The 24,053-nt window shown below is 61.5% G+C and carries 21 protein-coding genes and 3 pseudogenes; 10 read left to right on the forward strand and 14 right to left on the reverse strand.

All coding sequences use genetic code 11. The features are described from left to right. Positions 1-48 precede the first annotated feature (48 nt). From LJU32_04910 to LJU32_04935, 6 genes and pseudogenes are all read right to left on the reverse strand, one after another. Positions 49-831 (reverse strand): N-acetylmuramoyl-L-alanine amidase, encoded by a 783-nt coding sequence (locus tag LJU32_04910; GenBank protein ID WKV89711.1) that lies wholly within the window; start codon positions 829-831, stop codon positions 49-51. Positions 832-932: 101 nt separating this feature from the next. Beyond that, complete coding sequence (locus LJU32_04915) at positions 933-2,948, reverse strand: diguanylate cyclase (protein WKV89712.1); 2,016 nt, start codon at positions 2,946-2,948, stop codon at positions 933-935. After that, positions 2,945-3,823 (reverse strand): endonuclease/exonuclease/phosphatase family protein, encoded by an 879-nt coding sequence (locus LJU32_04920; protein ID WKV89713.1) that lies wholly within the window; start codon positions 3,821-3,823, stop codon positions 2,945-2,947. Before LJU32_04920 ends, LJU32_04915 begins: the two co-directional genes overlap by 4 nt. Positions 3,824-3,837: 14 nt before the next feature. Further along, positions 3,838-4,479: a thiol:disulfide interchange protein DsbA/DsbL gene (locus tag LJU32_04925; protein WKV89714.1), complete on the reverse strand. Its 642-nt coding sequence runs from the start codon at positions 4,477-4,479 to the stop codon at positions 3,838-3,840. A 197-nt stretch (positions 4,480-4,676) separates the two neighbouring features. Next, positions 4,677-5,287, reverse strand: a pseudogene (locus LJU32_04930) (cytochrome c4). A gap of 30 nt (positions 5,288-5,317) precedes the next feature. Then, a complete protein-coding gene (locus LJU32_04935; GenBank protein ID WKV89715.1) occupies positions 5,318-5,623 on the reverse strand; it encodes a c-type cytochrome in 306 nt (101 codons plus the stop codon). A gap of 191 nt (positions 5,624-5,814) precedes the next feature. Here LJU32_04935 and yihA point away from each other — a divergent pair, with 191 nt between their 5' ends. Further along, entirely contained in the window at positions 5,815-6,459 is a 645-nt protein-coding gene (gene yihA / locus LJU32_04940) for a ribosome biogenesis GTP-binding protein YihA/YsxC (protein ID WKV89716.1), read from the forward strand. A gap of 407 nt (positions 6,460-6,866) precedes the next feature. Here yihA and polA read toward each other — a convergent pair whose 3' ends face one another. Next, entirely contained in the window at positions 6,867-9,650 is a 2,784-nt protein-coding gene (polA, locus tag LJU32_04945) for a DNA polymerase I (protein WKV91040.1), read from the reverse strand. Positions 9,651-9,744: 94 nt separating this feature from the next. On the opposite strand from polA, the gene LJU32_04950 reads away from it, so the two are divergent. Further along, positions 9,745-10,035 (forward strand): DUF2782 domain-containing protein, encoded by a 291-nt coding sequence (locus LJU32_04950; GenBank protein WKV89717.1) that lies wholly within the window; start codon positions 9,745-9,747, stop codon positions 10,033-10,035. A 53-nt stretch (positions 10,036-10,088) separates the two neighbouring features. Continuing rightward, entirely contained in the window at positions 10,089-11,042 is a 954-nt protein-coding gene (locus LJU32_04955) for a homoserine kinase (GenBank protein ID WKV89718.1), read from the forward strand. 128 nt (positions 11,043-11,170) lie between these two features. Here LJU32_04955 and LJU32_04960 read toward each other — a convergent pair whose 3' ends face one another. Then, positions 11,171-12,091, reverse strand: a complete 921-nt coding sequence (locus LJU32_04960; GenBank protein WKV89719.1) for a zinc ABC transporter substrate-binding protein — start codon at positions 12,089-12,091, stop codon at positions 11,171-11,173. Between the two features lie 66 nt (positions 12,092-12,157). Here LJU32_04960 and LJU32_04965 point away from each other — a divergent pair. The 4 genes and pseudogenes from LJU32_04965 to LJU32_04980 all read left to right on the forward strand — a co-directional run bounded on the left by LJU32_04965 (position 12,158) and on the right by LJU32_04980 (position 14,955). After that, a pseudogene (locus tag LJU32_04965) lies at positions 12,158-12,652 on the forward strand (transcriptional repressor). Beyond that, complete coding sequence (znuC, locus tag LJU32_04970; protein ID WKV89720.1) at positions 12,639-13,424, forward strand: zinc ABC transporter ATP-binding protein ZnuC; 786 nt, start codon at positions 12,639-12,641, stop codon at positions 13,422-13,424. Before LJU32_04965 ends, znuC begins: the two are co-directional and overlap by 14 nt. Next, positions 13,417-14,204 (forward strand): annotated as a pseudogene (znuB, locus tag LJU32_04975) (zinc ABC transporter permease subunit ZnuB). The gene znuC and the pseudogene znuB overlap by 8 nt, the downstream one beginning before the upstream one ends. A gap of 37 nt (positions 14,205-14,241) precedes the next feature. Further along, on the forward strand, positions 14,242-14,955 hold the full coding sequence (locus LJU32_04980) for a hypothetical protein (protein ID WKV89721.1): 714 nt from the start codon (positions 14,242-14,244) through the stop codon (positions 14,953-14,955). Positions 14,956-15,033: 78 nt separating this feature from the next. On the opposite strand, the gene katE is transcribed toward LJU32_04980, so the two are convergent. Then, positions 15,034-17,175 (reverse strand): catalase HPII, encoded by a 2,142-nt coding sequence (gene katE / locus LJU32_04985; GenBank protein ID WKV89722.1) that lies wholly within the window; start codon positions 17,173-17,175, stop codon positions 15,034-15,036. Positions 17,176-17,437: 262 nt separating this feature from the next. Between katE and LJU32_04990 the strand changes: the two genes are divergently transcribed. From LJU32_04990 to LJU32_05000, 3 genes are all read left to right on the forward strand, one after another. Next, complete coding sequence (locus LJU32_04990) at positions 17,438-18,445, forward strand: methionine ABC transporter ATP-binding protein (protein WKV89723.1); 1,008 nt, start codon at positions 17,438-17,440, stop codon at positions 18,443-18,445. Continuing rightward, positions 18,445-19,119 carry an ABC transporter permease gene (locus LJU32_04995; protein WKV89724.1) on the forward strand — a complete coding sequence of 225 codons (675 nt, stop codon included), beginning with the start codon at positions 18,445-18,447 and terminating at the stop codon, positions 19,117-19,119. The genes LJU32_04990 and LJU32_04995 overlap by 1 nt, the downstream gene beginning before the upstream one ends. Positions 19,120-19,182: 63 nt before the next feature. After that, a complete protein-coding gene (locus LJU32_05000; protein ID WKV89725.1) occupies positions 19,183-19,953 on the forward strand; it encodes a MetQ/NlpA family ABC transporter substrate-binding protein in 771 nt (256 codons plus the stop codon). Positions 19,954-20,124: 171 nt separating this feature from the next. On the opposite strand, the gene LJU32_05005 is transcribed toward LJU32_05000, so the two are convergent. From LJU32_05005 to LJU32_05025, 5 genes are read right to left on the reverse strand one after another with little or no spacing between them, the layout of a single operon-like run. Then, a complete protein-coding gene (locus LJU32_05005) occupies positions 20,125-20,760 on the reverse strand; it encodes an SCO family protein (protein ID WKV89726.1) in 636 nt (211 codons plus the stop codon). Next, entirely contained in the window at positions 20,757-21,656 is a 900-nt protein-coding gene (gene cyoE / locus LJU32_05010; protein WKV89727.1) for a heme o synthase, read from the reverse strand. The genes LJU32_05005 and cyoE overlap by 4 nt, the downstream gene beginning before the upstream one ends. Next, a complete protein-coding gene (locus tag LJU32_05015; GenBank protein WKV89728.1) occupies positions 21,644-22,723 on the reverse strand; it encodes a COX15/CtaA family protein in 1,080 nt (359 codons plus the stop codon). The genes cyoE and LJU32_05015 overlap by 13 nt, the downstream gene beginning before the upstream one ends. Before the next feature lie 10 nt (positions 22,724-22,733). Beyond that, positions 22,734-23,327, reverse strand: a complete 594-nt coding sequence (locus LJU32_05020) for a hypothetical protein (protein ID WKV89729.1) — start codon at positions 23,325-23,327, stop codon at positions 22,734-22,736. Continuing rightward, positions 23,293-24,033 (reverse strand): SURF1 family protein, encoded by a 741-nt coding sequence (locus LJU32_05025; protein WKV89730.1) that lies wholly within the window; start codon positions 24,031-24,033, stop codon positions 23,293-23,295. The genes LJU32_05020 and LJU32_05025 overlap by 35 nt, the downstream gene beginning before the upstream one ends. Between the last annotated feature and the right edge of the window lie 20 nt (positions 24,034-24,053).

Genomic DNA, 24,053 nt, shown 5'->3' on the forward strand with positions numbered 1-24,053 from the left:
GTTATAGCTGCTGATTGCGATTTCGCCCTGACCGTCGGGCGGGCGTCATTATTTTGTCTGATTGAGGACCAAAAGAAGTGCTGCGGTTTGTGCGTCCGGCGTGCCGTCGAAGCGGGCAGGGCGGTAATGCATCTGGAACGCGGCGAGGACATGCCGCGTGGCGACGTCCAGCTCGCCGGTCTGCGGTGTGTCGTAACCCAGACGCGCGAGTTGCGCCTGGAACCAGCCGATCTCCGGCAACGGGTTGCTGTTAAAAATAGCCTGCTGACGCGCCACCGCTTGCTCGTTCGGCCACAGGCCAAGGCCTTCGGCGGCGAGACGTTTCCAGGGGAACAGTGGCCCCGGATCAAGCTTGCGCAACGGCGCGATGTCGCTGTGACCGATGATGTGCCGCGGGCTGATGCCGTTGCGTTTGCTGATGTCCTTGAGCAGGGTGGTCAACGACTGGATCTGCGCTTCGCTGTACGGATACCACAGGCGCCCGGTCGGGGTGTCCTTGTAGCCGGGATTGACGATTTCGATGCCGATGGAACTGGAGTTCAGCCAGGTACGGCCCTGCCACTGACTTTCGCCGGCGTGCCAGGCGCGCTGGTTTTCGTCCATCAGCTTGTACACGGTGGCGCTCTTGTCATCGCCAATCAGGTAATGGCTACTGACGTCGCCATGGGTCAGCAATTGCAGCGAGCGCTCCAGCGACGTGGAGGTGTAATGCACCACGACAAACTGGATGCGGCTGTCGTAATTGGCCGAAGGGTGGCTGGTGTCGTAACGCGGGCCGCTGGCGCAACCAGCGAGGACGAACAGCGAGGCAACAAGGGCAAGGAATTTCATGGCAGAGGACGATACGCTGAAAACGATAATGCAACAGTGTAACGTACGGATTTGCTTAGAGTCCGCCAGCGGGCGGATTTAAACAAAATGGAACAATTGCCTTAGCCGAGCTCGACTCGGTTGCGCCCGGCGTTCTTTGCTCGGTACAGCGCCTGATCGGCTCTTTTCAGCACCAGATCGCTGTGTTCTCCCACCCGGAATGACGCGAGTCCCATGGAAATGGTGATAGTCACTCGCTCGCCCTTGAAATGAAACGGGCAGGCTTCGATCGCCGCGCGCAGGGTTTCCAGCAGTTTCGCGCCCACCGCTGGTGGCGTCGCGGGCAGCAACAGCACGAACTCCTCACCGCCGAAACGGGCGATGAAATCCGAGCCGCGCAGGCGTTTGCGCAATACCGTGGCGATGATCTTCAGCACTTTGTCGCCGGCCAGATGGCCATAGCTGTCGTTGATCCGCTTGAAGTGATCGAGGTCGAGCATGGCCAGGCTGAGGGTGTTGCCGTGCTGCTGCCATTGCTGGATTTCATGCTCAAGGCGTTCGCTCCACGCTGCACGGTTGGGCAGGCCGGTCAACGGATCGATCAGGGCTTTCTGCCGCTGCTCTTCAAGGTGTTCACGGAAGCCCATGGCTTCCTGTTCCATATGCGCCACTCGCTCCGACAGGCTCTTCAACCTGGCGGCGACTTCCTGTTCGCGGGCGTCGCGCTGCTTCTGGTGCTGGTCCATCGTTCCCAGCAGGCCTTCCAGATGATTCTCCAGCACATGCTTGAGGTCATCGAGGTCGGCTGCTTGCTGGACGCTGCTCTGCAAGCCGTCGACCTGCTCGCGAATCTGCGTGTCCATGGCCCGCGCCGCCGAGCTGTTGTCGGCATGCCCTTCGCTGGCCGCTTGCAGGTTGCTCTGGAACGCTTCAAGGCGTTCGTTGAGCTGTTGCAGATAGGCTTCGAATTCGTGCTGACCGCTATCGGTAATCGCCAGCATCAAAGTCGCGAGATCGTCGAGGATCGGCAACAGTTCGTACCAGTTCAGCCCGTGTTTGAGCCGTTCGCGCATGGCTTCGGCTTGCGGCCGGTGGCGCTCGGGCAGGGTCAGGTCGTCGAGCAGGCCGATCAGCGTGTCTTCGATATGTCTGGCCACGGAGCTGTAGGACGGCTCAGGGGAATCCGGCAGAGAGAAGAGGATGTCGTGCTCCGACTGCTCCGGGTCGATGGCGGCCAAGGCCTGAGCGATCGGCTCGGGCAAGGGCAGGCTATCGAGAATCAGCGGCGACGGATCGCCGGGGTGGATCAGTTCATCGGGGTTGAACGCCTCGGTTGCTGGCGCAGCGACGGTCATCTCGGTGTCAGCGGTTGGTTCAACCTGCACTGGCTCGGCTTCAACGACGACCACAGGCGCAGCGAACGCAACGACTTGCGGCTCATCAGGCGGCGTCTGGGCGGGCGCCTCGATGACGGTCTCGGGCGCTGCGATTGATGGCTCCGCGTTGGCCACCGGTGCCGATTGCGCAGGCTCCGGTTCAGGTTGCCGGGCTTCGACCGGCTGCGGCACTGGTGTTGCTGGTATGTCGGCCGCCGGTGCAGCGGCTTCCTCACCGTCACGGCTGCCAAACAAACGCTGCAACAGCCCCGGCCGGCCTGGCTCGGCAGGAGTCTCCAACTGACTCAAGGCCTTGCCCTGCAAACCACTGAGTTCGCTCAACAGCAGCGGCATTTCCCGCGCCTGACCGACGCGGCTGTCCAGTTGTTTGGCAAATTTCTTCAGCGGTTGCGCGACTTCGCGCGGCAATGGCAGGGCCTGCAACTGGGTGACCAGCGCGGTGAGCGCCGTGCTGACCTGATCAATGCGGGTCTCACGGCGCTGCTCGGAGTCGAGCACGGCTTTTTCCAGACGCGGCAGCAGGGCGGCGAGGCCGGCGTCCATGTCATCGGTGCGCACGACTTCGCGCATTTCCTTCATGCACTGATCGACGACCTTGTCGGTGCCCTCGGCCGCCAGCGTGCTGCGCACCAGACCGCGCCGCAGCAGGTCGAGCCGCGCGGCCCAGCGGCGTTCGAGCTTGTCCTGCTGTTCGATGCTCTTGAGGTACTTCTCTTTCCAGCGCTGGGCGTCGTCGCTCATTCACAGGTTCCGCGAGGGGCAGGGCTCAACGCGGGCAATGCGTCGGCCGTGAGCGAACCCGGCAGACGAATTTCCACCGCGACCGGCAGGTGATCGGAAATGGGCTGGGCCAGCACCTCGACCTTTTCCAGGGTCAGGGTCGGGCTGAGCAGAATATGATCAAGGCAACGCTGTGGGCGCCAGCTGGGGAAGGTCGCTTCCACCTGCGGGGCCAGCAGGCCGAGATCGCGTAACGGCGAGTGTTCGAGCAGGTCGCTGGCATGGGTATTCATGTCGCCCATCAGCACCTGATGCTTGTACCCGCTGATCAAATCACGAATGTAGGCCAGTTGCAGGCTGCGCGTCCGCGCGCCGAGGGCCAAATGCATCATCACCACCACCAGTGCCTCCGGACCTTCGCCGAAGCGCAGCAGGATCGCGCCGCGACCTTTCGGGCCGGGCAGCGGGTGATCCTCGATCGCCCACGGCTTCAGGCGACTGAGCACGCCATTGCTGTGCTGGGCCAGTCGACCGAGGTTGCGATTGAGTTGTTGATACCAGTAGGGAAAGGCGCCGAGGTGGGCCAGATGTTCGACCTGATTGACGTAGCCTGAACGCAGGCTGCCGCCATCGGCTTCCTGCAGGGCGACCAGATCGAAGTCGCCGAGCAGGTCACCGATCTTTTGCAGATTGCCGGAACGCCCGGTGTGCGGCAGCAGATGCTGCCAGCTGCGGGTCAGGTAATGCCGATAGCGTTCGGTGCTGATGCCGACCTGAATGTTGAAGCTCAGCAAGCGCAGACGCTGGTCTGCGGGCAGGCCCGTAGACGCCAGATGATGCTCGTTGACCTGCGGATCATGCAGGCCAACGATGCGTTCGGACTTCCAGCGGCGCATGGCGAATGCCGCGCTTAGTTGGCAGCAGCCTTGTTCGCCGCTCGCTCTTTGGCGACCAGATCGTCAGCCAGCTTCAATGCTTGCTCGGCACCACCGGCAGAGCCGATGTCGAAGCGGTATTTACCATTGACGATCATGGTTGGCACGCCAGTGATTTCGTACTTCTTCGCCAGCTCACGGGCTTTGACGATCTGGCCTTTGATAGCGAACGAGTCGAAAGTGGCGAGGAACTTGTCCTTGTCCACGCCTTGAGTGGCGAGGAAGTCAGCCATGTCGTTCTTGTCGGTGAGCTTCTTGTGTTCTTTCTGGATCGCGTTGAACACGGCGTTGTGCACCTGATGCTCGACACCCATGGCTTCCAGAGTCAGGAACATCTGACCGTGAGCGTCCCATGGGCCGCCGAACATGGCGGGAATGCGCACGAAGTTGACATCGGACGGCAGTTTTTCAACCCATGGATTGATCACTGGCTCAAAAGCGTAGCAATGCGGGCAGCCGTACCAGAACAGCTCGACCACTTCGATCTTGCCAGGCTTTGCCACCGGCACCGGGTTGGCCAGTTCGACGTAAGGGGCGGCAGGGGCTTCAGCGGCCTGGGCGGTGACGCCGAACAGGCTGGCAGCGACGAGGGCGGCGCTGATGATCAGATTACGCATGCTTTACTCCTGAACAATTTGGGTCGCCTCGCTCGACCTGTTTCGACACAGATCCTGGCGGGCATGAGTGCTGTAGTGTAACGGCAGCGGCCACAAAAAGGGCGGCCAAAGCCACCCTTTTATACTTGCTGCGAAGGATTAATCGAGCGTTAACGTGGCCGGCGCTGCGCGCCTCGTTCAGCCCTCGATTCAGGGCCTCAGTGCAGGCCCTGGATGTAGCTGGAAACCGCAGCGATGTCTTCATCGCTCAGCTTGCGCGCGATGGTGCGCATGGTCATCGCGTCGCCGTCGTTGGCGCGACCGCCTTCTTCCTTGCGGAAATCGGTCAGCTGCTTGGCGATGTATTGCGCATGCTGGCCACCCAGATGGGGAAGCCTGCTGCAGCATTGCCGGCGCCGTTCGGCGAGTGGCAGCCGGTGCAGGCTGGCAGACCTTTTTCCAGGTTGCCGCCACGGAACAGCGCTTCACCGCGAGCGACGATCTTCGGATCGGCGGCGCCGACGCTGCCTTTCTGGCTGGCGAAGTACGCGGCGATGTCGGCCAGATCCTGATCGTTCAGGTTGGTCAGCAGCCCGGTCATTTCCAGCACCACGCGCTTGCCCGACTTGATGTCGTGCAATTGCTTGTCGAGGTAGCGTTCACCTTGACCGGCCAGTTTCGGAAAGTTTGGCGCCATGCTGTTGCCGTCCGGGCCATGGCAGGCTCCGCACACGGCAGCTTTGGCCTGGCCTGCTGCGGCATCGCCGGCAGCATGGGCGACACCTGAAATTCCCACGGTCAACAGCAGACTCACGATCAATTTGTTCATCAGCTAATCCAACTACGGCTAAGGGTTAAGTTATGGACCGGGCTTACTCTCGCTCATCCAAAGGATGATGGCCTGGTAATCCTCGGCACTGCAGTCCATGCACAAACCACGCGGCGGCATCGCCTTGAAACCCTGGGTCACGTGTTGCACCAGCGTCCCCATACCTTTCGCCAACCTCGGCGTCCAAGCTTCCTGATCGCCTCTTGCGGGCGCCATGGGTAGTTGGCCGGAATGACAGGCACCACAAACACGGTTGTACACAGCTTCCGGATCCTGTGTAGCCTGTGCGCTGTAAAGCGGCATCAAGACTCCGGCAGCCAGCAGCCATTTCGTCATAAAACGACCTTTTCAGGGTTGAGAGCGTTCTGCGTTCTAATGCGCAATCAAAGTCTGTCGCTCTCGTGAACTTCATCCTTCGCTGGGACAAAGCACACACAAAATCTGCGGCATTATATACTGGCGTCACTGAAACGGAAGCGACACCGCGTTCCGCGCCCAATCCCGGCGCCGCCCACATCGGAAATCCCATGCAACTCAAGAATCCCATCCTCGGCCTGTGCCAACAGTCCACGTTCATGCTCAGTGCCGCCAAAGTCGATCAATGCCCTGACGACGAAGGCTTCGAAGTGGCGTTTGCCGGTCGTTCCAACGCCGGCAAGTCCAGCGCGCTGAACACCCTGACCCACGCCAGCCTGGCGCGCACCTCGAAAACTCCGGGCCGCACACAGCTGTTGAACTTCTTCAAGCTAGACGAAGATCGCCGTCTGGTCGACCTGCCGGGCTACGGTTATGCAAAAGTACCGATCCCGCTCAAGCAACACTGGCAGCGCCACCTCGAGGCTTACCTCGGTGGTCGGGAGAGTCTGAAAGGTCTGATTCTGATGATGGACATCCGCCATCCGATGACCGACTTCGATCTGCTGATGCTCGACTGGGCCGTCGCCGCCGGCATGCCGATGCACATCCTGCTGACCAAGGCCGACAAGCTCACCTACGGCGCAGCCAAGAACACCCTGCTGAAAGTACAGTCGGAAATCCGCAAAGGCTGGGGCGACTCGATCACCATCCAGTTGTTCTCCGCACCAAAACGCATGGGCCTGGAAGAGGCCTACACTGTGCTGGCCGACTGGATGGAACTGGCAGACAAAGGCGCCGAGGCGGCAGCCGAGTAAATTCAGAATGGGGAAAAATTGGTTGTAGTGTGGCCAGGCAAGGCAAAAGTAGCGCTAAAAAGCGGAGTTTAGGGGACCTAAATGAGCATTTTTAGCGATGCTTTAACGCAGCATGGCCGCGCTACAGCCGATTTTTGGCAAAAAAAGCCCCGGATTTCATTGGGGAGGGAGAAATTCCGGGGTTCAAGTTCCGAACCGCTAGGGCGGGGTTCAGATATCTGCCAACACTTAACACAACATAGGAGCATCGAAGGGCTTCACCAGCCATTCAGTACCTCTGAGTGTTCGATCGACAGATTAGTTCAGATTTTTTTCAAAAAGCTTTGGAATAGCCTCAAGCGTCTTTCGATCTAAGCCGGATTCCCGGCAGTTGCCGCGACGGTAGGTCGCGGCAACTCTGGCAATACTCAGTGCGCCTCATCCCAGTTGTTGCCCACGCCGACTTCCACCAGCAGCGGCACATCCAGTTTCGCCGCTTCGCTCATGTGCGTACGAATTTCGGCGCTGACCTGCTCGACCAGATCCTCGCGAACCTCCAGCACCAGTTCGTCGTGCACTTGCAGGATGACCCGCGCGTCCAGACCCGACGTCGCCAGCCAGTTATCCACAGCCACCATGGCTTTCTTGATGATGTCCGCTGCCGTGCCCTGCATCGGCGCGTTGATCGCCGTGCGTTCTGCCGCAGCGCGTTCCTGCGGCTTGTTCGAGTTGATCTCCGGCAAGTACAGGCGACGGCCGAAGAAAGTTTCGACGTAACCCTGATCCGCCGCTTGCGCGCGGGTACGCTCCATGTATTCGCGCACGCCTGGATAACGGGCGAAGTAGGTGTCGATGTAAGCCTTGGCGGTCTTGGTGTCGACGCCGATATCCTTGCCGAGCTTCTGCGCGCCCATGCCGTAGATCAGACCGAAGTTGATCGCCTTGGCGCTGCGACGCTGGTCGGAGGTCACTTGATCAAGCTCGACCTTGAATACTTCGGCAGCGGTTGCAGTGTGCACGTCGAGATTGTTGCGGAAGGCGTTCATCAGGCCTTCGTCACGGGACAGGTGCGCCATGATCCGCAGTTCGATCTGCGAATAGTCCGCCGCCAGCAGTTTGTAGCCTTTGGGCGCGACGAACGCCTGACGAATGCGTCGGCCTTCGGCAGTGCGCACCGGAATGTTCTGCAGGTTCGGATCACTGGAGGAGAGGCGCCCGGTCGAAGCCACAGCCTGGTGATACGAGGTGTGGATGCGCCCGGTGCGCGGGTTGATCTGCTCCGGCAGGCGATCGGTGTAGGTGCTTTTCAACTTGCTCATCGAGCGGTGCTCCATCAGCACCTTCGGCAAGCGGTGATCGTCTTCGGCGAGTTTCGCCAACACTTCTTCAGCGGTGGACGGCTGGCCCTTGGCGGTTTTCTTCAGCACCGGCAGGCCGAGCTTTTCATAAAGAATCACGCCCAGCTGCTTCGGCGAGCCGAGGTTGAATTCTTCCCCGGCGATTTCGAAGGCTTCACGCTCCAGCGCGACCATTTTGTTGCCCAGCTCAATGCTCTGAATGCCCAGCAACTCGGCATCGACAAACGCACCCTGGCGTTCGATGCGCGCCAGCACTGGCACCAGCGGGATCTCAATGTCGGTCAGCACGCTGGCCAGGCTCGGAATCGCGCTGAGCTTGTCGAACAGGGCCTGATGCAGGCGCAGGGTGATGTCGGCGTCTTCAGCGGCGTACGGCCCGGCCTGTTCCAGGGCGATCTGGTCGAAGGTCAGCTGCTTGGCACCTTTGCCGGCGATGTCCTGGAAGCTCACCGTGGTGTGGTCGAGGTATTTCTGCGCGAGGCTGTCCATGTCATGGCGGGTTGCGGTGGAGTTGAGTACGTAGGACTCAAGCATGGTGTCGAAGGCGATGCCGCGCACGCTGATGCCTTCACTCTGATCGCCGCCAATGGCGCAGTTGGCCAGAATGTTCATGTCGAACTTGGCGTGCTGGCCAACCTTGAGTTTGCTCGGATCTTCCAGAATCGGCTTGAGTGCGCGCAGCACGGTGTCGCGATCCAGCTGCTCCGGCACGCCGATGTAGGAATGGGTCAGCGGGATGTACGCGGCTTCGTTGGCCTGTACGGCGAACGACAGGCCAACCAGTTGCGCCTGCTGCGCGTCGATGCCAGTGGTTTCGGTGTCGAAGGCGATCAGCCTGGCGTTGCGCAGTTTTTCCAGCCAGGCGTCGAAGCGGGCCTGATCAAGGATGGTTTCGTACGCGGCCTCGGCAGGGGCAGCAGGTGCCTCGGCTTGCGGGGCGCTGAACAGATCATGGGCGGGCGCAGGTTCGGCAGCCGCGCTCAGTTCCTGACGCTTGGCATCGCGATCCAGATCATTGAGCCAGCTCTTGAATTCCAGCAGGGTGTACAGCTCGTAGAGTTTGGCCGGGTCTTCCTGGCCCATTTGCAGATCGTCGAGGCCGATATCCAGCGGCACGTCGACCTTGATGGTCGCCAGTTGATAGGACAGGAAAGCCATCTCCCGGTGCTCTTCGAGCTTGGCCGGCAAGGTTTTTGCGCCACGGATCGGCAGGGTCGGCACGATGTCGAGGTTGGCGTACAGCTCGGTCAGGCCGCCATTGACGCCGACCAGCAGGCCGGACGCCGTCTTCGGGCCGATGCCCGGCACGCCTGGAATGTTGTCGGACGAATCGCCCATCAGCGCCAGATAATCGATGATCTGCTCCGGTGCGACGCCAAATTTCTCCTTAACGCCCTCCACATCCATCGAGCTACCGGACATGGTGTTGACCAAGGTAATGTGGCCGTCGACCAGTTGCGCCATGTCCTTGTCACCGGTGGAAATGATCACCGGGCGATCTGCTGCCGCACTGCTGCGGGCGAGGGTGCCGATCACGTCGTCGGCCTCGACGCCGTCCACGCACAGGAGCGGGAAGCCGAGGGCGATCACGCTCTGGTGCAGCGGCTCGATCTGCACGCGCATGTCATCGGGCATGCTTGGCCGGTTGGCCTTGTATTCGGCGTACATCTCATCGCGAAATGTCCCGCCCTTGGCGTCGAACACTACGGCGAAGGGGCTGTCCGGGTACTGCTTGCGCAGACTCTTGAGCATGTTCAGCACGCCTTTGACCGCACCGGTCGGCAGGCCTTTGGACGTGGTCAGTGGCGGCAGTGCATGAAAGGCGCGGTACAGGTAAGACGAACCGTCCACCAGGACGAGGGGGCTTGGCTCATGAGCAGGATCAACCTTTTCGGCGGGTCCGGGGCTAGAATAGCGGGACCGTTGACGACAAAGGGACAAGGTTATCATGCGTACGTTAAATCGCTTGCTGCTGGTCGGGTTGATCGCTGTCTCACCACTGGCCGCGATGGCGGCGGATGATGCGCCGGGCGGCGACCCCGAGGTCACCATCCGCACGGAGGGCGACAAGACCATTGAGGAGTACCGCCAGAACGGTTTCCTCTATGCGATCAAAGTCACGCCAAAGGGCGCGCCGCCGTACTTTCTGGTGCGCGCCGACGGGACGGATGCCAATTTCATCCGTTCGGATCAGCCGGATATGCTGATCCCGTCATGGAAGATATTCGAATGGAAGTAGGTTTTTAATTCACTCGGCGCCGCCGTTGCGGCGCCCGTACTGGCAGTTAAGACATGTCTGTGTTCACTCCCCTGGCTCGGCCCGAGCTGGAAACCTTTCTCGCCCCTTACGGGCTCGGCCGTCTGCTTGATTTCCAGGGGATCGCCGCCGGCAGCGAAAACACCAATTTCTTCATCAGTCTGGAGCAGGGCGAGTTTGTCCTGACCCTGGTCGAGCGCGGCCCGGTGCAGGAGATGCCGTTCTTCATCGACCTGCTCGACGTGCTGCACGAAGCCGAACTGCCGGTGCCTTACGCCCTGCGCACCACCGACGGCTTGGCCCTGCGTGAGCTCAAAGGCAAACCGGCGCTGCTGCAACCGCGCCTGTCCGGCAAGCACATCAAAGTCGCTAACGCCCAGCACTGCGCCCAGGTCGGCGAGTTGCAGGCGCATCTGCACCTGGCGACCCAAGGCGAGCGCATGATCAAGCGCAAGACCGATCGTGGTCTGGACTGGATGCTGGAGGAGGGCACTGAATTTCTCTCGCACCTGAGCGATGAGCCGCGTGCCTTGCTGCAAAAGGCGCTGGATGAGATCACCGAGCGCAAAGACAAGATCCTTGCACTGCCTCGGGCGAACATTCACGCCGACCTGTTCCGCGACAACGCCATGTTCGAAGGCACCCACCTGACCGGGCTGATCGACTTCTACAACGCCTGCTCGGGGCCGATGCTGTACGACGTGGCAATTGCCTTGAATGACTGGTGTTCGGACGAGGAGGGCGTGATCGATGGCCCGCGTGCGCGTGCGTTTCTCGGTGCCTATGCGGCGCTGCGCCCGTTCACGGCGGCGGAGGCTGAGCTCTGGCCAACGATGTTGCGTGTGGCCTGTGTGCGGTTCTGGCTGTCACGCTTGATCGCCGCCGAGCAGTTCGCCGGGCAGGATGTGTTGATTCACGATCCGCAAGAGTTCGAGCAGCGCCTGGCGCAGCGGCAGAAGGTCAATACACCGTTGCCCTTCGCCCTCTGAGTAGATTCGCCAAGCAAACATAAACCTGTGGGAGCGAGCCTGCTCGCGAAGGCGGCGGCCCGTTCAGCATTTTTGCTGACTGACCCACCGCTTTCGCGAGCAGGCTCGCTCCCACAGGGTTTGTGTTGTTACAGCGATTCCAGGCATCCGGCCAGATCATTGCCGAGTTTTTCCAGCACCTGCTCATATCCCTGAGCGGTCGCCGGCGTATAACCACCCAGCGCATCCAGCTCGGCCAGTTTCACTGGCAAACCGGCCACCAGCGTTTCCGCCAGTCGTGGACGCAATGGTGGCTCGCTGAACACACAGGTCTTGCCTACTTCTTGCAAACGCTTGCGCATCGCCGCGACATGCTGAGCGCCGGGCTGTACTTCAGCGGCCACCGCGAACACGCCCGCGTGCTTCAGGCCGTAAGCGTCTTCGAAATAATCAAACGCCTCATGAAAGACGAAGTACGGCTTGCCTTCGACATTGGCCAGGCGCTTCTTCAAACGCTGATCGAGCGCATCCAGACGTTCATCGAAGGCTTTGGCATTGCTCTGATAACGCTGGGCATTGGCCGGGTCGGCGGCGCTGAGATCGGCGGCCATTTTGTCGGCGATCACCCGCGCATTGACCGGTGACAGCCACAGGTGTGCATCCAGCGAGCCGGGGCGATGATCATGATCATGCTCATCGGCCTCTTCGGCGTGGGAATGGTTGTCCGCGCCAAAATGCCTCAGGTTGAGGCCTGGCAGATCCTGCACCGCGACGCTCGGCAGGCTGCGACCGCCGAGCACGCGCGGCAGGAAACCTTCCATGTCCGGGCCGATCCAGTAGAGCAGATCGACCGACTGCACCTTCCGTACGTCGGACGGGCGCAGGGCGTAATTGTGCGGCGAGGCACCCGGTGGCAGCAGCACCTCGGGAATCGCCACGCCGTCCTGCACGGCAGCGGCAATCAACTGCAACGGTTTGATGCTGGTGAGCACTTTGACCTCGGCCTGAGCCGTACCGATCAGCAGAAAACCGGCAACAAAAGCCACAAAAACAGAAAAAAGTCGGGACACGATGACCACTCAAGGAAGCGAGAACGGGTAACATAATAACGTCTCCAGCAAATCTCGTCGCCGCTCATGCCTATTACCCCGATTGCCAGCCGTCCCCACGACCACTCCCATTGCGTGCACAGCGCTTTGTCCGAGGCCGATACCTTGTGCGCGCAGAAAGGTTTGCGTCTGACTGCCCTGCGCCGCCGTGTGCTGGAACTGGTCTGGCAGAGCCACAAGCCGCTGGGTGCCTACGACATCCTCGCGGTGCTCAGCGAGCAGGACGGCCGCCGCGCCGCGCCGCCTACCGTGTACCGCGCACTGGATTTCCTGCTGGAAAACGGTCTGGTTCATCGCATCTCTTCGCTCAACGCTTTCGTCGGCTGTGTACATCCGGAACACGCGCATCAGGGCCAGTTCCTCATCTGCCGCGAGTGCCACGCCGCTATCGAACTTGAGCAAAAAGTGATCAGCGACGCGATCATCAGCAGCGCCAAAGACGTCGGTTTCATCGTCGAAGCGCAGACCGTCGAAGTGGTCGGCCTGTGCGCCGGTTGCCAGGGGCCTGATGAGCAACGCGCTGATCCGTCTGGAACAGGTCGCCGTCACGTTTGCCGGGCAGACCGTGCTGGACAACATCGAGCTGAGCGTCGAGCCGGGGCAGATCGTCACCCTGATCGGCCCCAACGGCGCCGGCAAGACCACGCTGGTACGCGCCGTGCTCGGGCTGTTGAAGCCAAACAGCGGCAGCGTCTGGCGCAAACCGAAGCTGCGCGTCGGCTACATGCCGCAGAAGCTGCATGTCGATCCGACCCTGCCGCTGTCAGTGCTGCGCTTCCTGCGCTTGGTGCCTGGCGTCGATCGTTCGCGTGCCCTGGCCGCGTTGAAGGAAGTCGGCGCCGAACACGTGATCGACAGCCCGGTGCAGAGCGTTTCCGGCGGCGAAATGCAGCGCGTGCTGCTGGCTCGGGCACTGCTGCGTGAGCCTGAGCTGCTGGTGCTTGATGAGCCGGTGCAGGGCGTCGACGTGGCCGGGCAGGCCGAGCTGTACAGCCTGATCACCCGGCTGCGCGACCGCCACGGTTGCGGCGTGCTGATGGTGTCGCATGATTTGCATCTGGTGATGAGCACCACCGATCAGGTGGTCTGCCTCAACCGCCACGTCTGCTGCTCCGGGCATCCCGAGCAGGTCAGCGGCGATCCGGCATTCGTCGAGCTGTTCGGCAAGAACGCGCCGAGTCTGGCGATCTATCACCACCATCACGACCACGCCCACGACCTGCACGGTTCGGTGGTCAAAGGCCCGCTCGGCGGGCAACCTCATGTTCATGGAGACGGCTGCAAGCATGGCTGATTTTCTTTTGTATGCCCTGCTTGCAGGCCTGGCCCTGGCGCTGGTGGCCGGGCCGCTCGGCTCGTTTGTGGTGTGGCGGCGCATGGCCTATTTCGGCGATACGCTGTCCCACGCCGCACTGCTCGGCGTGGCGCTGGGCTTTTGCTGGACGTCAGCCCGACCGTGGCGGTGACGGTCGGCTGCCTGCTGCTGGCGGTGCTCTTGGTGACGTTGCAACAGCGCCAGCCACTGGCGTCCGACACGCTGTTGGGAATTCTTGCGCCAAGCACGCTCTCTCTCGGCCTGGTGGTACTAAGCTTCATGCATGAAGTGCGGATCGACCTGATGGCCTATCTGTTTGGCGATTTGCTGGCGATCAGTCCGAGCGACCTGGCGTGGATTCTCGGCGGCACTGCGGCGGTGCTGGTGTTGCTGGTGACGCTGTGGCGGCCGTTGCTGGCGGTCACCGTGCACGAAGAACTGGCGCGGGTCGAAGGCTTGCCGGTTGCGGGTTTGCGCTTGGCGCTGATGCTGTTGATCGCAGTGGTGATCGCCGTGGCGATGAAAATCGTCGGGGTGCTGCTGATCACTTCGCTGCTGATCATCCCAGCGGCTGCGGCACAGCGTCACGCCCGTTCGCCGGAGCAGATGGCGCTGGGGGCTAGCCTGCTGGGCATGCTCGCGGTGTGCGGCGGGCTGGCGTTGTCGTGGTTCAAGGACACCCCGGCGGGGCCGTCGATCGTGGTGACGGCAGCCGCGCTGTTTCTGTTGAGTTTTGTTCTGCCCCGTCGTGGGGTGTAGACTTGGCCGCTTTTTGCGCAATTAGAGAGTCGCAGGAATGAAGCCGTTCGCCTCCCGTTATCTGCTCCTTGTCGCATTTTCAGTGCTGCTGGGCGCCTGCCAAAGCACGCCGCCGGTGGCTGAAGTCCCGGACGCGCGGGCTACGGCCATCGCGCAGCTGGAGCAAAGCCTGGCCAGCAGCGAACTGGCCACCGCCGAAGACCAGTTGGCCGCGTTGCAGGCCGCAACCCCCAACGATCAATCCCTTGAGCAATACCAGCGGCAGCTGGCCGAGGCGTACCTGCGCCGCAGCCAGATCGTCCTGCAGAAAGGCGATGTCAACGCTGCCGCCACCGCGCTCAGCCGCGCCCGTGCTCTGATGCCCAAGGCGCCAGCGCTGACCGGCGGCGTCAACGGCGCGATCACCGAAGCGCGCAAGGCCGAGCTGGAAAAGGCTGAGGCCGCACTGCTGGCAGCTGAAGCCAGGCCGAAAGCCAAGGTCATCGACCCGACCGCCGAGAGCACCACAGTTGCGTTGAACATCGGTGATATTCACAAGCTGCAACGACAACTCGATGCGATCGCCGCCGATGTGGTGAATTACGAATGCGCCGTCAGCATCCAGGCCCCACGCACTGCGGATTATCCGTGGCTGGCGACGTTGCTGAGCAAGCGAGTCAAGAAGCTCGATCCTGACTTTGATTTGCAGATCGAGAAGCAGATCTTGCGCACAGTGCCGGCGCAGATGGTTTTAAGCCCGCGCAAACCGTAAAAAGATCGCAGCCTCCGGCAGCTCCTAAATGGGATCGAGTACATCCTGTAGGAGCTGCCGAAGGCTGCGATCTTTGCTTTACGCTGGAATCGCCTTGGCCTTAGGCTCCCGCGCCCACACCCGATGCTCGCCGATCGCAGCGAAGAACGGCTTGGTCAACGCACCCACATCCGCGCCCTGCAACAACCCGGCATCCGCATCCAGCTTCAACAAGTCCTGCAACTGCTTGGCCTCGCCGTGCAGCGCGATCGCCTTCAGGTGCTTGTAGGCCTCCAGCAGATAATGCAGCGCCACGCCGTCGCCGCTCAACGCGGTAATCGACGCCGCGCCACCCGGTACGAACACCGCATCGAACGCAATTGAAGGCATGCCTTCCATCGATGCATCCACCGGCAGTGCCTTGCCGTCAGCGGTCTTGACTGGCGCCGAGGTCGGGCCGAGCAGTTTCGCGTGGGCGCCCTCGGCTTCCAGCGCTTTCTTCATGGCATCGATGGCCGCAGCATCAACGCCGTTGGCGGCAAGGATTGCCACTTTGCGCGTCTTGATATTGCCCGGCAGCAGGTTGGCCTGGCTCAGCGCTGGCGATTGCTCCAGCGAGGTCTTGCGCACTTCGACCGTACCTTTGGCTGGCGCCGGCAAACCAAGGTTTTCCGCCACGCGTTTGGCCAGGGTCAGGTCGATATTGGCAAGGATCTCGTTCACCTCACGGGCACGAATGAACTCACGCTCGACCTTGCCCAGCTCAAAGCTGTAGGCGGCGATGATGTGCTCTTTCTCGTGCTCGCTCATGCTGTTGAAAAACAAGCGGGCCTGGGAGAAGTGATCACTGAACGACTCGCTGCGCTGACGGATCTTCGCTGCGTCGATGCGCTCTGGATAGCTCTCGAAACCACCGTCCTGTGCCGCCGGCGGGGTTTCCTTTGGCCAGCCGCCGTCGATCGAGTTCGGCTCGTAAGAGGCACGACCCTTGTCGATGGTGGTGCGGTGCTGCGCATCGCGCTGGCCGTTGTGGAATGGCGCGACCGGACGGTTGATCGGCAGCTCATGGAAGTTCGGCCCGCCGAGTCGGCTGATCTGCGTGTCGGTGTAGGAAAACAGCCGACCTTGCAGCAGCGGGTCATTGGAGAAATCAATGCCCGGGACGATGTGGCCAGGGCAGAAGGCGACCTGCTCGGTTTCGGCGAAGAAGTTGTCCGGGTTGCGGTTCAGGGTCATTTTGCCCAGCGGCGTAATCGGGACGATTTCTTCGGGGATGATTTTGGTCGGGTCGAGGATGTCGAAGTCGAAGTCGTGTTCGTTTTCCTCTTCAACGATCTGGACGCCCAGTTCCCATTCCGGGTAGTCGCCCATCTCGATCGCTTCCCACAGGTCGCGACGATGGTAGTCGGTGTCTTTACCGGCGAGCTTCTGCGCCTCGTCCCACACCAGCGAACAGGTGCCGGCGGTAGGGCGCCAATGGAATTTGACGAAACGTGATTTGCCCTCGGCGTTGATCAGGCGGAAGGTGTGAACACCGAAGCCCTGCATGCTGCGCAGGCTTTTCGGGATGGCCCGGTCAGACATCGCCCAGATCACCATGTGCGCCGATTCCGGCACCAACGAGACGAAGTCCCAGAACGTGTCGTGCGCCGAGCCGCCGGTTGGGATTTCGTTATGCGGCTCGGGTTTCACCGCGTGCACGAAGTCCGGAAACTTGATTGCGTCCTGAATGAAGAACACCGGCATGTTGTTGCCGACCAGATCGAAGTTGCCCTCGTCGGTGAAGAACTTCACCGCAAAGCCGCGCACGTCACGCACGGTGTCGCCGGAACCCCGTGGACCCTGCACCGTGGAAAAACGCACGAATACTGGGGTCTTCTTGCCCGGATCCTGCAGGAAACCGGCCTTGGTCAGGGCTGCATGGTTCTCGTAAGTCTGAAAGAAACCGTGCGCGCCGGTACCGCGCGCATGGACGATGCGCTCTGGAATCCGCTCATGGTCAAAATGCGTGATCTTTTCACGCATGATGAAGTCTTCCAGCAACGACGGCCCGCGTGGCCCGGCTTTGAGAGTGTTCTGGTTGTCGGCGATCTTCACGCCCTGATTGGTGCGCAGTGCCTGACCGGTGGCGTCGGAACGGAATTCTTCCAGGCTGTCGAGCTTGGCGTTGGTGTTGGCGCGATCCGGGGTGTCGGTTCCGGCCATCTCGCTTTTAGCAGGTGCAGGCTTTTTGATGCTCATCAGACGTAAACTCCTCGTTTGGCCCCGGATGCCTTCCGCAGACCCTTGAGTGATTCCCAGGCACGGCACCCAGGGTTTCAAGTCGCTTACTTAGTGACTGACGAGCGTTTCAGCCGTTCCGTTTATCTGACCTTTGATCGCGTTATTGCCAAATCGAAGGTTATTTGCGAAATAAATGCTAAGAACCTCTATACGGACAGGCTAAAATGCGCGCCCGGCTAACCGCTGATCCTTTTCCAACGCGCCCCACAAGGTTCGCTACGTGATCGAGTTTCAAAACGTCCACAAGACTTACCGCGTCGCCGGTAAGGATATTCCCGCGCTGCACCCGACCAGTCTCGCCATCGAGAACGGCCAGGTGTTCGGCCTGATTGGCCATTCCGGTGCGGGCAAAAGTACCCTGCTACGTCTGATCAATCGCCTGGAAGATTGCAGTGGCGGCAAGATCATCGTCGACGGCGAAGAAGTCACCGCACTGGACGCCAATGGCCTGCGCCGTTTCCGTCAGCAGGTCGGGATGATCTTCCAGCACTTCAACCTGCTCGCCTCCAAGACTGTCGCCGACAACGTTGCGTTGCCACTGACCCTGGCCGGTGAGCTGTCGAGCAGTGAAATCAACCAACGGGTAGCCGAGTTGCTGGCGCGGGTCGGTCTGTCCGACCATGCGAAAAAGTACCCGGCGCAACTGTCCGGCGGGCAGAAGCAGCGCGTCGGCATCGCCCGTGCGCTGGCGACCAAGCCGAAGATCCTGCTGTGCGACGAGGCCACCAGCGCCCTCGACCCGCAGACCACCGCGTCGGTCCTGCAGCTGCTGGCGGAAATCAACCGCGAACTGAAGCTGACCATCGTCCTGATCACCCACGAGATGGACGTGATCCGGCGCGTCTGCGATCAGGTCGCGGTGATGGACGCCGGCGTGATCGTCGAGCAGGGGCCGGTGGCCGATGTGTTCCTGCATCCGCAGCATCCGACCACCAAGCGTTTCGTCCAGGAAAGCGAGCAGATCGACGAGAGCGAGCAGCGTGACGATTTTGCCCATGTGCCCGGGCGTATCGTGCGTCTGACCTTTCAGGGCGAGGCGACCTACGCGCCGCTGCTTGGCACCGTCGCCCGGGAAACCGGCGTCGACTACAGCATCCTTGCCGGGCGCATCGACCGCATCAAAGACATTCCGTACGGGCAACTGACCCTCGCTGTCACCGGTGGCGACATGGAGGCGGCGTTTGCCCGCTTCACCGCCGCTGACGTTCACATGGAGGTGTTGCGCTAATGGCTGACCTGATGAGTTTCTTCGCCAATATCGACTGGTACGAAATCTGGCTGGCGACTGGCGACACCATGCTGATGCTCGGCGGTTCGCTGTTGTTCACCGTGTTGCTCGGTCTGCCACTGGGCGTGCTGCTGTTTCTCTGCAGTCCCCGTCAGTTGCTGGAAAACCGTGGCGTCTACGCAGTGCTGTCGCTGGTGGTGAACATTTTGCGTTCGCTGCCATTCATCATTTTGCTGATCGTGATGATCCCGTTCACCGTGCTGATCACCGGCACCTCGCTGGGTGTGGCCGGGGCGATCCCGCCGCTGGTGGTCGGCGCCACGCCGTTCTTTGCGCGTCTGGTGGAAACTGCGCTGCGCGAAGTCGACCGCGGCATCATCGAAGCGACTCAGTCGATGGGCGCGACCACCCGGCAGATCATCATGAACGCGTTGCTGCCGGAAGCTCGCCCGGGCATCTTCGCAGCGATTACGGTGACAGCGATTACACTGGTGTCCTACACGGCGATGGCCGGTGTGGTCGGCGCTGGTGGTCTGGGTGACCTGGCGATCCGTTTCGGCTACCAGCGTTTCCAGACCGACGTGATGATCGTCACCGTGGTGCTGCTGTTGATTCTGGTACAGGTGCTGCAAATGGTGGGCGACCGTCTGGTCGTGCATTTCTCGCGCAAATAAGCGGTTTTTAATCAAGAGGCGCGGGCCATTCGTTGGCGGGCGTCCTCACAAGGAGTTAGCTGAATGAAAAAACTGATCGCTGCTTTCGCCGCTGTTGCGGCGTTTTCGGCCCACGCCGAGACCCTGACCGTTGCCGCCACCCCGGTGCCGCACGCGGAAATCCTCGAGTTCGTCAAACCGGCCCTGACCAAGGAAGGCGTGGATCTGAAGGTCAAGGTCTTCACCGACTACATTCAGCCGAACGTACAGGTCGCGGAAAAGCGCCTCGACGCCAACTTCTTCCAGCACCAGCCGTACCTCGATGAATTCAACAAGGCCAAGGGCACCAGCCTCGTTGCCGTGACCGGTGTGCATCTGGAGCCGCTGGGCGCTTACTCGAGCAAGCTCAAGGATCTGAAAGACCTGCCCGGCGGCGCCAACGTGGTGATCCCGAACGACGCCACCAATGGCGGCCGTGCGCTGTTGCTGCTGGCCAAGGCTGGCGTGATCACCTTGAAGGACCCGAGCAACATTCTGTCGACCCTCAAAGACATCGAGCAGAACCCGAAAGACCTGAAATTCCGTGAACTGGAAGCCGCCACTATTCCGCGTGTGCTGACCCAGGTCGATCTGGCGCTGATCAACACCAACTACGCGCTGGAAGCCAAGCTTGATCCGTCCAAGGATGCGCTGGTGATCGAAGGCAACGACTCGCCGTACGTGAACATCCTCGTGTCCCGCGCGGACAACAAGGACAGCGACGCAATGAAGAAACTGGCGGCTGCCCTGCACAGCCCGGAAGTGAAGCAGTTCATTACCGAGAAGTACAAAGGCGCGGTGTTGCCGGCGTTCTGATTCAGGTTGCTGCAATGAAAAGGGGACGCCAATGGCGTCCCCTTTTTGTGCCTGGAATATCGTCCGTGTGGAGCGGGCTTGCTCGCGAATGCGGTGTGTCAGCCAACATGTCTTTATCTGACCCACCGCATTCGCGAGCAAGCCCGCTCCCACAATGGTTCATTGGTGTTCCTACTGGCGCTCAAGCATCGCCGGCAACTGCGCCACCAGCTTGGCATTGTTCAACGGCGCGCGAATAAACCCGCGCTGCGTGCCGTCCGGGCCGATCACGGCCAGATTGCCGCTGTGATCCACGGTGTAGTTCGGCTTGCTGGTATCGGCCGGAATGAATGGAATGCTCACCGCGTTCGCGACCTTCTGCAGCTCCTCGATCGAGGTTGGCGTCAGGCCAATGAACTGGGGATCGAAATAGCCCAGGTACTGCTTCAACTGCTTCGGCGTATCGCGGTTGGGGTCGACGCTGACCAGCACGATCTGCAATTTATCCACCGCCTCTTTCGGCAGCTCGCTCTTGATCTGCCGTAGTTGCGCCAGGGTGGTCGGGCAGATGTCCGGGCAGAAGGTGTAGCCGAAGAACAACAGACTCCACTTGCCTTTCAACTCGTCAATCGCCACCGGTTTGCCGTCCTGATCGGTCATGGTCACGTCCGGCAGGTTGCGGCTCTGCGGCAGCAGGATGATGCCGGCGTCGATCAGCGCAGTCGGGTCGCCCTGGCCTTTGCCGCTCAGCACTTTGTTGACGGTAAGCCCGAGGATCAATGCGATCACGGCAACGAGGATGAAGACGGTTTTCTGGGTTCGGGTCATAGGTTCAACAGTAAGTAGTGGTCTACGAGCAGGGCGATGAACAACAGGAACAGGTACCAGATAGAGTACTTGAAGGTGTTGATCGCCGCGTGCGGCCGAGTGCCACGGTACAGCACCACGGCCCATTGCAGAAACCGCGCGCCCAATGCCAGCGCGCAGACCAGATACAGCACGCCGCTCATGTGAATCACGTACGGCAGCAGACTCACCGCCAGCAGCGCGAAGGTGTACAGCAGAATGTGCACTTTGGTGTAGTGCTCGCCATGGGTCACCGGCAGCATCGGAATGTCGGCCTTGGCGTATTCCTCTTTGCGATGAATCGCCAGCGCCCAGAAATGTGGCGGGGTCCAGGCGAAGATGATCAGCACCAGCAACAGCGGTTCGGCGCTGACATGGCCGGTGGCGGCGGTCCAGCCGAGCAGCGGTGGCGCGGCGCCAGCGAGGCCGCCGATGACGATGTTCTGCGGCGTCGCACGCTTGAGAAAACCGGTGTAGACCACGGCGTAACCGAGCAGTGAAGCGAGAGTCAGCCAAGCGGTCAGTTGATTGGTGAACGTCAGCAGCAAGGCCTGACCGAGCAACGCCAGCAGCAACGCAAATGTCAGCGCCGCCGCAGGTGAAACCCGCCCTTCGGCCAACGGCCGTTTGTGCGTACGCGCCATCACCGCATCGATGCGCCGGTCGACCACATGATTGACCGCTGCCGCGCCGCCTGCACACAAGGCAATGCCCAGATTGCCGAACACCAGCACCGTCCATGGCACGCCCGCGCGGGTGGCGAGGAACATGCCGACCAGCGAGGTGATCAGCATCAGCACCACGACTTTCGGTTTGGTCAGCTCCAGATAATCGCGCCACAGCGCCTGCGCTGGACGTTCGCCGATCAGACTCGCCATGGCGTTTCTCCTTTCAATGCAATGGGCGCGACGGCAGGTTTGGGTGCACTGAAGCGCCAGCGCGCCAGCACCGGTTGGCTCACCCGCAGCAGACTGGTGCGCGCGTGATAATTGACCAGCACCAGGGTCAGCAACAACGCCGCGCCGCCAGCGTTGTGGGCGACGGCCACCGGTAGCGGCAGATGAAACAGCACGTTGCTGATGCCGAGGGTGATCTGCGCGGCGAGGGCGATCAGCAGCAATCCGGCCAAACGGGTCATGCCCACGGCTTTCAACTGCCACGCCAGACCGAGCAGCACGACCGTCACCAGCAAAGCGCCGATGCGGTGGGTCAGGTGAATCGCCGTGCGCGCATCGCTGTCGAGTTGTCCGCCGAGATAATTCGGGCCGATGTGCTGAGTCAGGTGAAAACCATTGGCGAAGTCCGCCGGCGGCAGCCATTGGCCATGGCAGGTGGGGAAGTCGATGCAGGCCACCGCTGCGTAGTTGGAACTGACCCAGCCGCCCAAGGCGATCTGGCCGATCACCAACAGCAGGCCCGCCGTCGCCCAGTATTGCAGGCGCTTGGGTACGGTCAGCACCGGCAGCACGCCGGACAACCTCAGCGTCAGCAGGAACAGCAGACTCAGCGTGGCGAAGCCGCCGAGCAAATGCCCGGTAACCACTTGCGGCCAGAGCTTGAGTGTCACCGTCCACATGCCGAACGCTGCCTGAGCGATGACCACCGCCAGCAGAAACAGCGGCAGTTTCACCGGTTGGCCCGGATGGCGCCGGTTGACCCAGGCGCGCCCGGCCAATACTGAAATCAGCAGACCCAGAGTGCCGGCGAAGTAGCGGTGGATCATCTCGTTCCAGCCTTTGTGCGCCTCCACCGGCGCGTCAGGGAAATGCAGCTCGGCATGGGCCAGTTGCGCCTCGCTTTTCGGCACGCTGATAAACCCGTAACAGCCCGGCCAGTCGGGGCAGCCGAGGCCGGCGTGGGTCAGGCGCGTATAGGCGCCGAGCAACACCACAATCAGTGCCAGCAGGGTGGCAAACAGCGCGAGGCGAAATCCAGGTTTGGCCATGACGATGCCCTTATCCGATGTTCGACAGTTTCAGCAGATGCCGCAGGTCGTTAAGCAGATCCTTGCCCTTCACATTGGGCTCGTAGCGCAGCACCAGATTGCCGTGCGGGTCGACGATCCACAGCTGCGGCACGGCTTTGTCGCCGGTGGTCCTGGCAAACACTCCGGCATCCAGTGGGTAACGCTGCAATTGCGGATATTCACGGTCGAGCTTGGCGGCGTAGTCGGCGCCCAACGGTTGCGCGGCGGCGAGGGCGTGGCTGGCACGTCCGGCTTCGCGGCCGAGGCTGATCTGGATCTGCCGCGCCAGATAAACCAGTTGCTGGCAATCGACTGCGCAATCCTTCGGCGCCGTGACCAGAATCTGCCAGCGCTGCTCATCGGCCTGCACGCCGAGGTCGGCGCGGGTCTGGCCGTTGCCGATCAGCTCGCCGTGATAGCTGCGTCCTTCCGGCACCCAGAACTGCAATTTGTACATGCCGGTGGCGAGCAGCATCGGCCCGACCACGCCAAGCACAATCAGCAGCAACTGAATGCGCCCACGCCGGCGGCTGGGAACGGGTTTGGCCTCAGACATGCTGGGTGGATTCATGGCGCTTCCCATGGCGTTTCTCCTTTGCGTGGTGCCAGCCGAAATAGAGGTAAAGACCGAGCAGAGCCGTGGCCATGGCGAACCATTGCACGGCGTAGCCGAGGTGTTTTTCCGGGCCCATCGCGACCACCGGCCAATCGGTCTGATAGCTGGCCGGGCCGGGTTCGGCGCGCAGCTCAAAGGCGAAACCGTCGCGCTCGAGGGTCTGCCACAACTTGCTCGGTTCGACAGCGGTAATGATTTGCGGCCAGACACTGCTCACCGGATCGGCGTGCAATTGAAACGTCGCGCCGGGGGCGACGTAGACCCAGGCGTCGAGCGTCAGTGTCTCGGCCGGTGTCGTGAATTGCGGCGGCACGCGCCGGTCGGGCCAAGGCAGCCAGCCCCGATTGACCAGCAGCCACAGGCCGCTGCGCTGATCCTGAAACGGTTGCAGCAACTCGACGCCGACCTTGCCGTTACGCTGGCGGTTGTCCAGCAGCAGCGTGTGGGCAGCGTCGAACTGACCGTGCAGGCGCACGCGGCGGTAAGCCGGGTCGGCGCTGGCGAGCAGTTCACTGCTGGCCATCGGTTCGGCCACGCGACGTTCGGCGTAACTGGCCAGCAGCGCGGTTTTCTCCGCGCCCCGGCCCAGTTGCCAGAAGCCCAGCGCAACCATCAGCGGCAGCAACAGGCCGACCACTACGGTGGGGATCACGCCCGGGCGAAAGCGCTTCATGGGCGCGCCATAAAGTCAGT

This window comes from Pseudomonas sp. B21_DOA (genome assembly GCA_030544685.1).
Lineage (GTDB): Bacteria > Pseudomonadota > Gammaproteobacteria > Pseudomonadales > Pseudomonadaceae > Aquipseudomonas > Aquipseudomonas fluorescens_AO.